The sequence below is a fragment of the Paenibacillus sp. FSL H7-0756 genome (genome assembly GCF_038006765.1).
Taxonomy (GTDB): Bacteria; Bacillota; Bacilli; order Paenibacillales; family Paenibacillaceae; genus Paenibacillus_AQ.
Genome location: NZ_JBBOVT010000001.1, coordinates 822,073 through 835,006 on the forward strand (window position 1 = coordinate 822,073; position 12,934 = coordinate 835,006).

General features: G+C 50.7%; 15 protein-coding genes and 1 tRNA gene. 14 read left to right on the forward strand and 2 right to left on the reverse strand.

Going from position 1 to position 12,934, the window contains the following annotated elements; translation table 11 throughout:
* Positions 1-33: 33 nt before the first annotated feature.
* Positions 34-534 (forward strand): DUF4446 family protein, encoded by a 501-nt coding sequence (locus NST04_RS03635; RefSeq protein ID WP_341183182.1) that lies wholly within the window; start codon positions 34-36, stop codon positions 532-534.
* Here NST04_RS03635 and yyaC read toward each other — a convergent pair.
* The gene (yyaC, locus tag NST04_RS03640; RefSeq protein WP_341185166.1) at positions 506-1,114 is read right to left on the reverse strand and encodes a spore protease YyaC; all 609 of its coding nucleotides are present in this window, start codon (positions 1,112-1,114) and stop codon (positions 506-508) included. The two genes, NST04_RS03635 and yyaC, sit on opposite strands and share 29 nt — an antisense overlap.
* Before the next feature lie 197 nt (positions 1,115-1,311).
* Between yyaC and NST04_RS03645 the strand changes: the two genes are divergently transcribed.
* The 4 genes from NST04_RS03645 to NST04_RS03660 all read left to right on the forward strand — a co-directional run bounded on the left by NST04_RS03645 (position 1,312) and on the right by NST04_RS03660 (position 2,986).
* Complete coding sequence (locus NST04_RS03645; protein ID WP_341183183.1) at positions 1,312-1,584, forward strand: DUF3343 domain-containing protein; 273 nt, start codon at positions 1,312-1,314, stop codon at positions 1,582-1,584.
* Complete coding sequence (locus tag NST04_RS03650) at positions 1,581-2,606, forward strand: mechanosensitive ion channel family protein (protein ID WP_341183184.1); 1,026 nt, start codon at positions 1,581-1,583, stop codon at positions 2,604-2,606. Before NST04_RS03645 ends, NST04_RS03650 begins: the two co-directional genes overlap by 4 nt.
* Positions 2,606-2,818, forward strand: a complete 213-nt coding sequence (locus tag NST04_RS03655) for a DUF951 domain-containing protein (protein ID WP_076081909.1) — start codon at positions 2,606-2,608, stop codon at positions 2,816-2,818. Before NST04_RS03650 ends, NST04_RS03655 begins: the two co-directional genes overlap by 1 nt.
* Before the next feature lie 77 nt (positions 2,819-2,895).
* Positions 2,896-2,986 (forward strand) — tRNA-Ser (locus tag NST04_RS03660).
* A 372-nt stretch (positions 2,987-3,358) separates the two neighbouring features.
* Here the strand turns inward: NST04_RS03660 and NST04_RS03665 are convergent.
* Positions 3,359-3,556 (reverse strand): YjzC family protein, encoded by a 198-nt coding sequence (locus NST04_RS03665; RefSeq protein WP_341183185.1) that lies wholly within the window; start codon positions 3,554-3,556, stop codon positions 3,359-3,361.
* 247 nt (positions 3,557-3,803) lie between these two features.
* On the opposite strand from NST04_RS03665, the gene rpsF reads away from it, so the two are divergent.
* The 9 genes from rpsF to NST04_RS03710 all read left to right on the forward strand — a co-directional run bounded on the left by rpsF (position 3,804) and on the right by NST04_RS03710 (position 12,929).
* Positions 3,804-4,088 (forward strand): 30S ribosomal protein S6, encoded by a 285-nt coding sequence (gene rpsF, locus NST04_RS03670; RefSeq protein ID WP_036699842.1) that lies wholly within the window; start codon positions 3,804-3,806, stop codon positions 4,086-4,088.
* A 49-nt stretch (positions 4,089-4,137) separates the two neighbouring features.
* Positions 4,138-4,653: a single-stranded DNA-binding protein gene (ssb, locus tag NST04_RS03675; RefSeq protein WP_036699840.1), complete on the forward strand. Its 516-nt coding sequence runs from the start codon at positions 4,138-4,140 to the stop codon at positions 4,651-4,653.
* A gap of 21 nt (positions 4,654-4,674) precedes the next feature.
* Positions 4,675-4,947, forward strand: a complete 273-nt coding sequence (gene rpsR / locus NST04_RS03680) for a 30S ribosomal protein S18 (protein WP_036699837.1) — start codon at positions 4,675-4,677, stop codon at positions 4,945-4,947.
* A gap of 617 nt (positions 4,948-5,564) precedes the next feature.
* Positions 5,565-7,526 carry an endonuclease MutS2 gene (locus NST04_RS03685; protein WP_341183186.1) on the forward strand — a complete coding sequence of 654 codons (1,962 nt, stop codon included), beginning with the start codon at positions 5,565-5,567 and terminating at the stop codon, positions 7,524-7,526.
* 230 nt (positions 7,527-7,756) lie between these two features.
* Complete coding sequence (opp4A, locus tag NST04_RS03690; protein ID WP_341183187.1) at positions 7,757-9,478, forward strand: oligopeptide ABC transporter substrate-binding protein; 1,722 nt, start codon at positions 7,757-7,759, stop codon at positions 9,476-9,478.
* A 395-nt stretch (positions 9,479-9,873) separates the two neighbouring features.
* Positions 9,874-10,926 (forward strand): LCP family protein, encoded by a 1,053-nt coding sequence (locus NST04_RS03695; protein WP_341183188.1) that lies wholly within the window; start codon positions 9,874-9,876, stop codon positions 10,924-10,926.
* Between the two features lie 192 nt (positions 10,927-11,118).
* Positions 11,119-11,544, forward strand: a complete 426-nt coding sequence (locus NST04_RS03700) for a CBS domain-containing protein (protein WP_036728036.1) — start codon at positions 11,119-11,121, stop codon at positions 11,542-11,544.
* Positions 11,545-11,702: 158 nt separating this feature from the next.
* The gene (locus tag NST04_RS03705; RefSeq protein WP_179090524.1) at positions 11,703-12,005 is read left to right on the forward strand and encodes a MazG-like family protein; all 303 of its coding nucleotides are present in this window, start codon (positions 11,703-11,705) and stop codon (positions 12,003-12,005) included.
* Between the two features lie 6 nt (positions 12,006-12,011).
* Positions 12,012-12,929 carry a DUF2232 domain-containing protein gene (locus tag NST04_RS03710; RefSeq protein ID WP_341015530.1) on the forward strand — a complete coding sequence of 306 codons (918 nt, stop codon included), beginning with the start codon at positions 12,012-12,014 and terminating at the stop codon, positions 12,927-12,929.
* The last annotated feature ends 5 nt before the right edge of the window (positions 12,930-12,934 follow it).

Consider the following 12,934-nt stretch of genomic DNA (forward strand, 5'->3'; position numbering starts at 1 on the left):
GAATTCTTATTTTTGTATAAAGGATGATTCAACATGTCGGAGTTAAATGAAATCATAAACGAGTATTTATCGGCGTTCATCATGGGCTTTGCGGGGGTAATCCTATTGATGGCCATTCTGATGATCGTCCAGGGGGTCAAGCTTCGCAGAATACGCAGCCGGTATGAAGCCATGATGAGCGGGAATGGCATAGAAGATCTGGAGAATCTGCTGGTCAACCTGAAGAATCAGGGGGATATGCTGGAGGAGACCCAGCAGGAGCAGAAGGCGCTGCTTGAGGCGGCACATACCAAAATGCGCGGCATGAAGTCGAAGGTGGCCATGAAGCGTTATAATGCTTTTGGAGAACGCGGTAATGACCTGAGCTTCTCGCTTGCCATTCTGGATGACAACCGCAGCGGGATTGTACTGAGCAGTCTGCACAACCGCGAGAACTCATATATATATGCCAAACCGGTTGAACAGGGAGCATCAACGTATGCTCTGTCACCGGAGGAGAAGGAAGTTATTGCTCTCGCGTTGCAGCAGATCTAGCATGCAGGTTCCACTGCTTCAAGGCAGAGTAGAGGCTGGATGAAATAATATCCGACAGGCGCATCACCAGGCTTAATCTGGTGTTCTGCAATACGAAGTATTCCATGAATCCTCCCACATTAACGATGCCGGTCAAATGGATATCGCCAACGGGGGGAAGCTGCTTGTTGACCCCTGCGCCGGGACGCAGCGGACCTTCAACCACCTGGATGCAGCCGACGCTGGCGGACTGGCCGAGGCAGGCATCAATGGCAATGATGAACGGGTTGGCATGCTTTTGGTACACAAGGCTCACTGTCTCTTCCAGGTTAATGGCATGTACCGGCTCCTCCAGCGTACCGTAGAGATGGAACAGCGGGCTGTGAAATCGGGCCAGTGTCGTGCCGACCAGGGGGCCAAGGGAATCGCCGGTCGAGCGGTCCGTGCCCACGCAGATAATGACAATGGGCGTATCCGGACGGGTGCGCGAAAAGTGGAACAGCAGACGGTGGGTAATGGCAGAATAGATATTGGGGTCGGCATGTGATATTTTTAAACAAGATGGTTCTTGCAGTGGTGAAGCTTTGGAAGAGAAATTCATATAATCGTCCTTTCTGAGGCGGCGACTGCAAATCACGGGAAAATCAGCTGAATAAGCGGTCAGGCTGCCAGGCAGCTGATTATGCAAGGCTTACATCCGCGGGAGCGTGTTCTGATGATCCTAGTATATGGATGGAAGTGGTTTTTTATACTATGGCGGCAATAGATAGGACCAATAGCCCAGGGGAGGCGTGGAGTGTGAAGGAGGAACTGCTGATAGCGTTTGATTCGACCCAGCAGGCGCTGCGCGCCGAGATGCTGCTTGAATATGCGGAGATTGAAATCGATATCTTCCCTACGCCCAAGGAGATCACCGCCGGCTGTGCGATGTCGATTCAATTCTCCCGGAGTGCACTGGAAGAGGTGCGGGTCATTGTAGCAGAGCAGAGCATAGAGATCCGCGGAATCTATGCCAAAGCTGCAAAGGGAGACGGGTATATAGAGGTAGGGGAAGAAGGAGGGGTTCGATGAATTACTGGCTGCTCGAGACAACAGGCGGAGATGCCCTCAAGGATGCTGTGCGTTTCAAAGATAGGGTATGGGACTGGCTAAGCAATGCGGACATGTGGGCCACTGTGCTATTTGCCGGGATACGGATTCTGCTGATTTTCATTCTGACCCGGGTGATTATCAAAGTGGTCTCCAATGTGATTGACCGGTCTCTTGAGCGGGAGACGAGGGGGAGAATGTTAGCGAACAACCGGCGATTCTCCACCGTCGGCGGACTGATGAAGAATGTGGTTACCTTCTTCTGTAACTTCACTATGATTCTGCTGGTTCTGTCGGAGTTCAATTTCGATCTGAAGCCGCTGCTTGCCGGAGCAGGGGTAGTCGGGCTGGCGATAGGTTTCGGTGCACAAAGTTTGGTCAAAGATGTGATTACCGGATTCTTCATTATATTCGAGGATCAATTCGCAGTCGGGGATGTTATCCAGAGCGGAACCTATAAGGGAACGGTAGAGATGATTGGCCTGAGAACGACAAGACTGTTAAGTACTACGGGCGAGGTCCACATCATTCCTAACGGCACGATTGTGAATGTGACGAATTATTCGCTGGCGAATGCACTGGCTGTAGTAGATGTTCCGGTCAAAATCGAACGCGGGCTCGAGGCCACCCTGGCACTGATCGGCGAGGCGCTTCAAGGCATCGAGGAACGCAGCTCCAGTGTCATTGCCTACCCTAATATTCTGGGAATCCAATCGATGAGCACCTCTGAGTATGTCATCCGCATAGCGGCGAATTGCCTGCCTAATGCCAGAGATGCAGCTGAGCGGCAGATTCAGAATGATATCAAGCAGGCTTTGGAGAAGCAGAGTGCCCTGGAGGCCGCTAAGGCCGAGCAAGAGGCGCGTGAGCAGGCGGAGAGGGAGGCTGAGGCGGCTCGTGAGCAGGAACGCGCAGATGCAGCCCGCAGAGCCCGTGAGGAGCAGGAGACCAGCCCAAGAAGGCAGGTGGCTGCTGCGCAAGAGGCAGAGGAGGGGGAAGAATAATGGAACGCAAGGTATTCGGGCTGGGTGATATTGTGCAGATGAAGAAGCAGCACCCGTGCGGAACGAATGAGATGGAGATTATCCGAATGGGGATGGATATCCGGATTAAGTGCACCGGCTGTCAGCACAGCGTCCTCATTCCCCGCGCCAAATTCGAGAAGAATCTCAAGAAGGTCCTGCATTCAGCGGATAGCGGAGCGGAGAATAATTAAGCTGGCGCGGGAAGCGAAAACGCAAATGAATAACGCTTGCAATTGTGCGATTGGCATGATATGATAATTCTTGCTGCGGAGAGGTACCCAAGAGGCCCAAGGGGGCTGACTCGAAATCAGTTAGGCGTGTCACAGCGTGCGTGGGTTCGAATCCCACCCTCTCCGCCACTTCAGCAATTATATGCTTAAATGATGAGACCTCCGTTCTGGTACGGGGGCTTTTTTGTGTAAAAATACTTCAGCGTGCAGTTCAGGTGGAGAACATGCAAAAAGAGAGACCTTCGCAGGTCTCTCTTCCAGAGGCAGTACATCAATGACGTTCGGAAATCTCTGTCTATAGCTACTACTGTGAATGGGTATTGCCAAAGCTGTAACTCCTTTTTACAGAGCCAGCTCTACTCTCCCCGGGTACGATAGCTGCTGAATTCAGAATCCCTGTGATCGTGTTCGTCTACGACGTTCAACGGAACCACACCTCTCTTTTGTACTGCCTGGGTCTAGTATGTGCAGCCTTCAGGGTTTTATACCTGGCTGCTGAAATTAATGGACGCGGGCTTTCTCGACCTTTTTCCACTTGCGGTTCTGGTTGGTGGTCTCCGGGAAGGTGTCGCCTTTCTCCATGGTAATCCGCTTCGGATTCTGAATCTCCGTGTGGAAGCTCCGCGCTTCGCCTACCTCGGTGTAAATGCCCGGGTTGGGGGCTTTGTCGCCCTTTTCATACTCAGTCTGTTCGCCCATTGGTGGATAACCTCCTGTTATAGAATAATGAAGCTGTTATATTGTAGCCCTGAAGGCGGGGGATTACTCGGGCATTCTTACGGAATCCGGCTACAGTTTTTTCTTGGGGACCAGCATCTGGTACGTATTAATAAAACTTGCAATCCTCTGCCGGATTTGGTATATTGATTTGGTGCGAGTCTATGTTTGTGCTCGTTCCTTGCTCCTGACCTGATCAGGGGCCGCAGACCATAAGGAGGTGAAAATTATGCGCAAATATGAAGTCATGTACATTATTCGTCCTGACATTGAACAAGAAGCCGTTCAAGCAGCAGTCGAAAAATTCCAAGGCATCATCTCCAACGGCGGAGAAATTACAAAGCACGACGTGCAAGGTAAACGCCGTCTTGCGTATGAGATCAAGAAACATCGTGATGGCGTTTTTGTTTTGGTTAACTTCAGTGCAGAACCTGCAGTAGTTACTGAACTTGAGCGTATCATGAAGATTTCTGACGAAGTAATTCGTTATCTCATTACGAACGACGTTGCCTAAGATATTGACAAGCTTTGTAACGAATCGCGCTATTAAGGAGGGGACCTAATTGTTGAACCGTATCATTCTGATCGGTCGGTTGACCCGTGACCCGGAACTTCGTTATACTCCTGCTGGTGTTGCCGTAACACAGTTTACGCTTGCCGTAGACCGTAACTTTACGGGCCAGAACGGTGAACGCGAAGCGGACTTTATCCCGGTAGTAACCTGGAGACAGCTGGCTGAGACCTGTGCCAATTACTTGCGCAAAGGAAGACTGGCAGCCGTGGAAGGACGCATCCAAGTACGGAATTATGAGAATAACGAAGGCAAACGTGTATACGTTACTGAAGTTATTGCCGATAATGTCCGTTTCCTGGAATCCGCGCAGAGCCGTGAAGGCGGAAATGCATCAAGTGGTGGAAGTATGCCTGAAGAGCCAGCCTTCGGTGGCGGCGGTAACGGCGGGAACAGTGCTCGCGGAAATGGAAGCAACAATAATTTCTCGCGTAACAACAATACCCAAGATCCTTTTTCGGGCGATGGAAAACCGATCGATATATCGGACGATGATTTGCCATTTTAATAAGGAAGGACTGAACTGAACATGGCTTTCAAACCAAGAGAAGGTGCGGACAACGACAAAAGACCGGCACGTCGTGGTGGACGCAACAAGCGTAAAAAAGTGTGCTATTTCACTGTGAACAAGATTACTCACATTGATTATAAAGACACTGAGCTTCTTAAGAAGTTCATCAGCGAACGCGGAAAGATCTTGCCGCGTCGTGTAACTGGTACAAGTGCAAAATACCAACGCGCTCTGACTATTGCTGTAAAGCGCTCGCGTCAAATCGCGCTGCTGCCTTACACAACAGAATAGGACGTTTTATGAAGCAGCCGGCTTAGCCGGCTGCTTTTTTTTAATTTTTTTGTTTCACGTGATAAATTATCCTTCTATTTCTCGCTGAAACGGTACCCTCCTATTGAAGGACGGCAAGGCCGTTTCCGCTTGCATTAACCCATAATTGACAAGTGGTTCCCAGATGTAGTAAATTACAGGTATCCTATAACTAAAGGGGAAATTTTGATGTTGGTGAGCGTTCTTAACTAAGCAATTTCATATCGTTCCGGCTGTTAGCCGCCGCATGCTCTGATTTTGTCAGGGGCATGTCTTGTTAGAGTCTGTCCTGTCGGCACCTCTGACTGAGTAGACCGCGGGCTGCTGGAATGAATGATTTAGTTAAGAACACACGCGAAGCGTCATGATGGCCTCTTGATCCGGCTATTATTCTCTTTGTGATTAACCGTGCTCTTGCAGCACGGTTTTTTCTGTTTTCAGGGCTTCTCCCGAAAGGGGTGGGACTCTGAGGCCAAAGAGAAGAAATAGCAGCAAAAAGAGGGCGAAGACTGCCGTGGTGGCGGTTCTTTGCCCTCTTTTTGCGTTATGCGCAGTTGATGGGGATAAGAAATATACTTGTATACAAGGAGGAGCTCAGAATGAATCTGCAGAGTCTGCACACATTGGAATATGAGACGATTAAGCAGGAATTGATGCGTCATGCGGTATCGTATGAGGGAAGAAGGGTTGTCGAGGAGCTTCAGCCGATGATCTATCTGCCGGCGATCCACCGGGCGCTTGAGGAGGCGCAAGAAGCGAAAGAGCTGCTGGAGCGCGGAGCCAGTGTGCCGATTCCCTCGCTGGAGGGGATTGAATGGGTGCTGTCACTGCTCGGGACCGGCTATATGTACAATGAACAGGATTTCACCGCAGTCTCGCTGTTTCTGAACAGCTGCGGGCAGCTCAGGAAGTACATGGCCGCCAAGGAGCAGATAGCGCCGCGCATCGCCGCATACGGGGCATCACTTCAGGAGCTAAACGGGGTCCGGGATGAGATTGAACGGTGTATCCGGCTGGGCGTCATCGATGATCAGGCCAGTAAAGGGCTGGAACGGGTACGCAAACGGCTGGCAGTTGCCAAGGAGCGTCTGCACCGGAAGCTGGAGAGCATCATGAACCGCCACAAATCCATTTTGCAGGACAGCCTGGTCAGTATGCGCGGCGGACGGTATGTCATTCCGGTGAAACGGGAATATCACAAGCAAATTAAGGGCTCGGTGCTGGACCAGTCCACCAGCGGGCAGACGGTATTCGTGGAGCCGGATGAGGTGGCCTCATTACAGGGAGAAATTGAGCTGCTGACTGCTGACGAGGCACGTGAGGAAGGAATAATCCTGAGTATGCTGACAGGGCTGTTAGAGCAGGAGCAGGCCGCTATCCGGCTGAATATTGAGGTAACGGGCATGTATGACTTTATTTTCGCTAAAGGGAAGGTTGCCCGGGTAATGGATGCGGGGCCAGTCGCGCTGAACGAACGTGGTTATGTGAGAATGAATGGAGGCCGTCACCCGCTGCTGAAGGACATGGTGCCGGTCAGTCTGGAGCTGGGCCAGGGATATAAATCGCTGATCGTAACCGGGCCGAATACTGGCGGTAAGACGGTTGTACTCAAAACCCTGGGTCTGCTCGTATTAATGGCACAGTCCGGCCTGCTGGTACCGGTTGATCCCGGCAGTGACTTCGCTGTCTTCACCAATGTAATAAGTGTTATCGGAGACGGACAGAGCCTGACACAGTCCCTGAGCACCTTCTCGGCACAGATGAAGAGTATTGAAGGAATGCTCTATGATGCGGGCAGAGGCGTGCTGCTGCTGATTGATGAGCTGGCTGCCGGCACAGACCCCGGTGAAGGGTTCGCGCTGTCGATCGCGATTCTCGAGGAGCTGAACCGGAAGGGGGCTAATATCGTGGTAACGACCCACTTCAATGAGCTGAAGGCCTTCGCGGCGGCAACGGCGGGCTTCGAGAACGCACGGATGGAGTTCGATAAGAACACGCTGCAGCCGCTCTATAAGCTAACGATTGGCGAAGCTGGCGAGAGCTACGCACTGCAGATCGCCGAGAAGCTGGGGATTCTCCATTCTGTCATTGAGCGGGCCAAAGAGCTTGTGACGGAGCAGCAGGGGCACAGAGGCGGTGACAGCCCGTGGAAGGACGCTGTCAGAGCGGCACAGAGGGCTAAAGCAGCCGAAGATGAGATAACCGCCATAGCAGATAGAACGGCTGACGGAGAGCAGGGAGACAGTCCATCACAGCAGGCGAAGGCTCCGGCTCCTGAATTTGCTGTGGGGGATGCTGTTTATGTCAGCTCTTTGGGGCGAACGGGAATTGTCTATGAGAAGAAGGACAGCCGGGGCAGGGTCGGAGTGATGATTCAGAAGCAGAAGCTGAGCATTAACCATAAGCGGCTGAAGCCTTATCTGTCCAAGGAGGAGCTGTATCCCGAGGATTATGATTTTGATATTATTTTTGAGAGCAAGGAGACCCGGAAGAAGCGTAAGCTGATGCGTAAAAAGCATGTGGAGGGCCTGAGCATCATCCATCCGGGAGAGGAAAATTAAGGCGCTGCTGTAGCTGAAGTCTGCCCGTCAGGGCAGGCTTTTTTCAATATCGGACGGGTTCCTGGCTGCACCGAAATAAATTAAACACTTCACTTCACAGCGAATATTGTATATCCTCTATAATGTGGAATAAATAATTGTCCATAATCTGCATAATAGGCATTACAGTAAAATCTAGTGTAGAAATCGCTTACATTACTGTGTGAACCAACCCGGGAGGGAAGAAATATATGTCGAACCGACTCATCGGCAGACTGATGCTACCGCTTGCGCTCTTGGTGGCATTATCGGCATGCAATGGGCCAAGCCCGGCCGTCAAGAATGTTGTGGCGCGCCTTAGCCAAACAGCCGATGAACCCATTACAGGCGGGACTGTAACCTTCGGCTACCCGTCCGCTTTTCAAGGTATCTTTGAACCGGCATTCTTTGAAGGAGAAGATGATTCCAATGTGCTGGAGTTCACCACTGAGGCTATGTTCACCGTAAAGGATGATTTGTCCACCGCTCCTAATATCGCCAGCTGGCAGGAGTCCGAGGATCATACGGTGTTCACATTTACGATTAAGCCCGGAGTCCGCTGGCATAACGGGGACGAGCTGACCGTGGAGGATTGGAAATTTGCCCTGGAGACTATCGCCAGCCCGGAGTATACGGGTTCCAGATACTATAGCGTTGAAATGATCAAGGGAGCAGAAGCGTACCACCAGGGCCAGGCGAAGGAAATTACAGGGCTTAAGGTGATGGACCCGTATACGCTGCGCATTACAATGAATTCAGCACGGGTGAACGTGATTGATAATCTGTGGGCCTACCCGATGAACAAGCGGTATTTCGAAGGAGTGGCAGTTAAGGACATGGCGGACAGCGATCAGGTCCGCAAGCAGCCGATTGGCACGGGCCCGTTCATGGTAAACAGCATTGTGCCGGGCCAGAAGGTGGAAATGAAACGGTTTGATAATTATTACAAGGGCGGCGCGCATCTGGATGGCATTACTTATAGGGTGATCGACAGCAAAGATATTACCGCTCTGCTTAAAGCAGGAACTGTCGATATGGCGGCATTGCCGCGTGATGCCTATGAGGCTGCAGGACAATTGGATAATGTAGAGATTAGGGTCACACCGGGAATGACGTTTGAATATATCGGGTTCAAGTTCGGACACTGGGATGAGACAGATGGTCAGGTGGTGATGGATAATCCCAAGTTCCAGGATAAAAGCCTGCGTAAGGCAATGTATTATGCACTTGACCGGCAAGGGATTCTGGATAAATATTCCTATGGCCTGGGGACGCTTATCGAGACGCCTATTCCAAGTTCCAGCTGGGCCAAGATCGCAGATGAGGAGATCGACACCTACCCTTATTCTCCTGAAAAGGCCGGACAGCTGCTGGATGAGGCCGGGTATCTGGATCTGAACGGGGATGGACTCCGCGAAGATCCCGGCGGCAAGAAGCTCGTTATTCACTATGATGCCATGAGCGGCAGCAAAACGGCTGAGGCGCGGACGGCAGCCATTCTCCAGAATTGGCGTGATGTCGGGCTGGATGTGCGGCTCAGCGGAGGAAGCCTGAAGGAGCTGAACGCCTTTTATGAAGCGGTGGAGTCGGATGATCCGGCAGTGGAGCTGTTCAACGGCGTGTGGGGACTGGCGAGCGACCCTGATCCTTCGGGTTTATGGAGGGCTACGGATTCGTGGAATTACCCCCGGTGGACCTCGAAGCGAAGTGAGGACCTGATCCGGGAAGGAGTCAGCCTGAAGGCGTACGATAAGGACTTCCGGAAGGAAATCTATTATGAATGGCAGAAGCTGATCAATGATGAGGTTCCGATGATCTTTTTCGCTGAACGATCGGACATTACTGCGGTAAATAAACGCCTGCAAGGGGTAACAATGAACGCTTTAAGCAATATCATCGATCCGCAGAGCTGGTGGATTAAGGATACTGAATAGGCTGTGGAGGACGGTCTGTATTGCTGCGTTAAGTGGCTGAACAGACTGTCTTTTTTTATTTTTTTTCCCTGAAAAAGAATCAAAACGCCGTTTGCTGCGTCATATACTTTATGGAATATAAGCGGCCTCCATGCCGATATTGTCGTTATTTGTTGTTTCTTTTTAGTGGTGAAGTGATTACAATAGAAATATTGTTTATGTGTCAAAGTCGTTTCCCAGGTTTATTCTACAATTAGAACGACCCGAATCCCGGAAAGGGGGAATAATACCATCAGAAGCAGGGCGGCGCACAGCAGCTAGAACAGCCCACTCATGACTGCCCTGGAAGCCCAGGCGGCCATTGTAAATAGATTACGTTCATAATATGTACATTCCACCATAAAGAAGGAATTAAAATGATGAATAAGCTTAAAAAAATAAAGAAAAGATACATTGCGCTCATTCTCGTACTGGTGATTGCCGCCGGAGCGTTTCTGTTCCAGAAGCCGCTTGCTGTGCTGGCCTTTGATCTCTTTTTGTCGGATCAGGTAGAGAAGAAGCTGACAGATGAATCCTTTGTGCCTCTGGAGAATAACACCACCAAAAATCCAACAAACGTTAAGGCGGAACCTGTAGCACTCAAAAGTGATCCGTTCTCTCTAATGCTGCTGGGTACAGATCAGCGGAAGAATGAAACCGCACGCTCAGATACCATGATGTATGCGGTGATCCGGCCGGAGGATTATAAGATTCTGCTGATCTCCGTTCCCCGGGATACCTACACGGAAATTATCGGTTACAAGGACAATAAGAAAGACAAAATTACACATGCTTATGCGTTCGGCGGGCAGCAAATGTCCAAGGACACACTGGAAGCGCTCCTCGGCCATGATATTCAATATTATGCCACCATCAACTTTCAGGGGCTGAAGGATGCTGTTGATGCCATCGGCGGTGTGCCGCTCCCGATCAAGAAGGATATTGTCAACAAAGGCAAAGACCATGAGAAATTCACCATTAAGGCTAACAAGTCGAACTACAGCGGGGAAGAGGCGCTTAACTATACCCGCTACCGTGAGGATAGCGACTTCAACCGGACCAAACGTCAACAGGTCTTTATTGATGTCGTAGCGAATAAAATGTTATCGATCAGCCAGATCGGCAACATCCCTGAACTGCTGGATATCATGGGCGACAATTTCAAAACGGATATTCAGCCCTCAATGATCATCAGTCTGGCCAAGAAGTTCATGGGCGGTAAGGATATGGATATCTCCAGCTTCACGGTGATGGGGGAAGGCAAACGGATGGACGGGATCTATTACGATATAGTGAACGAAGAGGATCTGAATAAAGCCAAAGCCCTGATCGACAACTGGATGAACCCCGGCACACCGGTTGATCAGCTGATTGAACCAGGAAAGGCCGGCAATGCGCTTGAGCCTTCGGCCACACCCGCAGTACAATAAGGATTAAACGGCCATTGTTGTCCGTGTCTAAAAACAGCAGCCATTCCTGCAAGGTTAATGGCTGCTGTTTACTGTCTTCATGCTATAATGGAATGGAACTTATTGCTGAGGGCAGACGTATAACTACGGTGGGCTTTAGTGCAAGGAAGGTAAAGTAGCATTCCTTCGGAATTCTTTGAGGAGGATCAAGAGATGAATATTGCGTTTTTTTTACTTCCGAAGCAGGAAGTCGCATGTGTTACTATGGATTCGACATTGCGGCAGACGCTGGAACGGATGGAGTTTCACCGCTATACAGCAGTGCCGATCCTGAACCGCAACGGGGAATATGCCGGAACGGTTACAGAAGGGGATTTACTCTGGTATATGAAGGAGTCGGGCGGCGCGGTCACTTTTGAGAATGCTTCCAAATTTCTGCTTAAGGATGTCCCGCTGCGGATGAACAATCTGGCGGTCTCGATTGATGCGGATATGGAAGATCTGATTAATTTGGCCAAGGTGCAAAACTTTGTACCGGTGGTCGACGACATGAAGCGGTTTATCGGCATTGTACGCCGGAGCCAGATTATAGAATACTGCGAGAAATTTGTCTCACGGCAATCGCTCGAATCGTTATAAGGAACCAAGGCCTGTATTTCCGGCGAAGCGGAATGCGGGCCTTTTTTGAAAGACGGATGGCGGTATTCAGGGGCGGCAGGCGTCCGTGTGGCTCGGAAATTTTTATGCTATAATGGAGAATAATGCTTTTTGCCGGAGGTAGAGAGACAGTGCCCAATGTGCCGAAGGATCTGGATGTGGCCAAACGTGCCAAGGTAATTGAGTGGTTAAAGACGGAAGTAATTGATCAAGTCTCAAGGTTATTCAAGGCGCTGTGGGAAGGCAGTACCACGCGTGTCGGCGACAGTCTGGCCAGCCTGATTATGAGCTCGTACATCTTGGGGCGCAGACTCGGTATCCCTTATCGCGAGCTGGATGATTTACTGCTGGAGAAGCTGCGAAAGCACAGGCAAGAGGGCCATCAGCTCGAAGAATGGTACCAGGATATATCTGCATTAGAAGAACATATGCGTAAGAGGTGAATACTGTTGAAATTTCGCTGGACATCTGTGGCTTGGAGTGTAGCTTATCTGTTGCTGCTGTTATCCCTGTCAACCCCGCTACTACTTATTACAACATTCTTTATGATTATTCCGGCCATAGTGCTCTTTACGACCCTTAACACCAAGCAGTTCATACTGCATCTGTTACCGGTGCTGCTGATTGTGGGCCTGATTACCCCGATGTATATCCTGATTGCGGCCTATTTCCTGATCCCGGCCCTTGTGATGGGACGATGGTACAAGAAGCGTGCTTCAGCGATTTCTACTCTGATTGCCGGCATGGTCGCTATACTTGCTGAATTCCTGCTGATCCTGCTGATCAGTACGACGTTCCTTAAGTTCAACCTATACGACTATGTCTATGATGTTCTGAAGACCTATGCGGACTGGCTGGCAAGTATGGGTGCAAGCAATCCGCTGCTGTCCGAGATATCCATTTCCTCTGATCAGATTGGCCAGATGAGCTGGCTGACGATCCAGGCAATTCCGATGACGCTGATCCTCAGTGCGTTCGTGATTGCGGTTATTACCCATTCCATTGTCCGCCCTATTCTGAACAGTATGGAATATGCGGTGCCTAAGCTGAAGCCGGCGCGGGAATGGAGACTGGCCAGATCGTTCATCTGGTATTATCTGCTTGGCGTGGTCATCAGCCTGCTGTTCGGCGGTGCCGACAGCGGCTTCATGCTAATGGTCTCGGCCAATCTGCTGCCGCTGCTGCAGATTGCGTTCAAGATCCAGACCGTCGGCTTCCTCTTCTTCCTGGTGCATGAACGGAAGTGGAGCAAGATCATCGCTCTTCTGCTGGCAATCCCTGTTATTGCTCTGCCGGGATTCTGGATTATTGGTGTGGTGGACCTGGCGTTTCCGCTGCGGGAGCTTGTGAAGAAATCGAAACGATAGGGTGA

Coding starts and splice junctions, on each gene's coding strand:
- NST04_RS03685 (WP_341183186.1), top strand. CDS start 5,565: ATGAATCTGCAGAGTCTGCACACATTGGAATATGAGACGATTAAGCAG.
- NST04_RS03650 (WP_341183184.1), top strand. CDS start 1,581: ATGAATTACTGGCTGCTCGAGACAACAGGCGGAGATGCCCTCAAGGAT.
- NST04_RS03655 (WP_076081909.1), top strand. CDS start 2,606: ATGGAACGCAAGGTATTCGGGCTGGGTGATATTGTGCAGATGAAGAAG.
- NST04_RS03700 (WP_036728036.1), top strand. CDS start 11,119: ATGAATATTGCGTTTTTTTTACTTCCGAAGCAGGAAGTCGCATGTGTT.
- yyaC (WP_341185166.1), bottom strand. CDS start 1,114: ATGAATTTCTCTTCCAAAGCTTCACCACTGCAAGAACCATCTTGTTTA.
- NST04_RS03665 (WP_341183185.1), bottom strand. CDS start 3,556: ATGGGCGAACAGACTGAGTATGAAAAGGGCGACAAAGCCCCCAACCCG.
- opp4A (WP_341183187.1), top strand. CDS start 7,757: ATGTCGAACCGACTCATCGGCAGACTGATGCTACCGCTTGCGCTCTTG.
- NST04_RS03635 (WP_341183182.1), top strand. CDS start 34: ATGTCGGAGTTAAATGAAATCATAAACGAGTATTTATCGGCGTTCATC.
- rpsF (WP_036699842.1), top strand. CDS start 3,804: ATGCGCAAATATGAAGTCATGTACATTATTCGTCCTGACATTGAACAA.
- NST04_RS03695 (WP_341183188.1), top strand. CDS start 9,874: ATGATGAATAAGCTTAAAAAAATAAAGAAAAGATACATTGCGCTCATT.
- rpsR (WP_036699837.1), top strand. CDS start 4,675: ATGGCTTTCAAACCAAGAGAAGGTGCGGACAACGACAAAAGACCGGCA.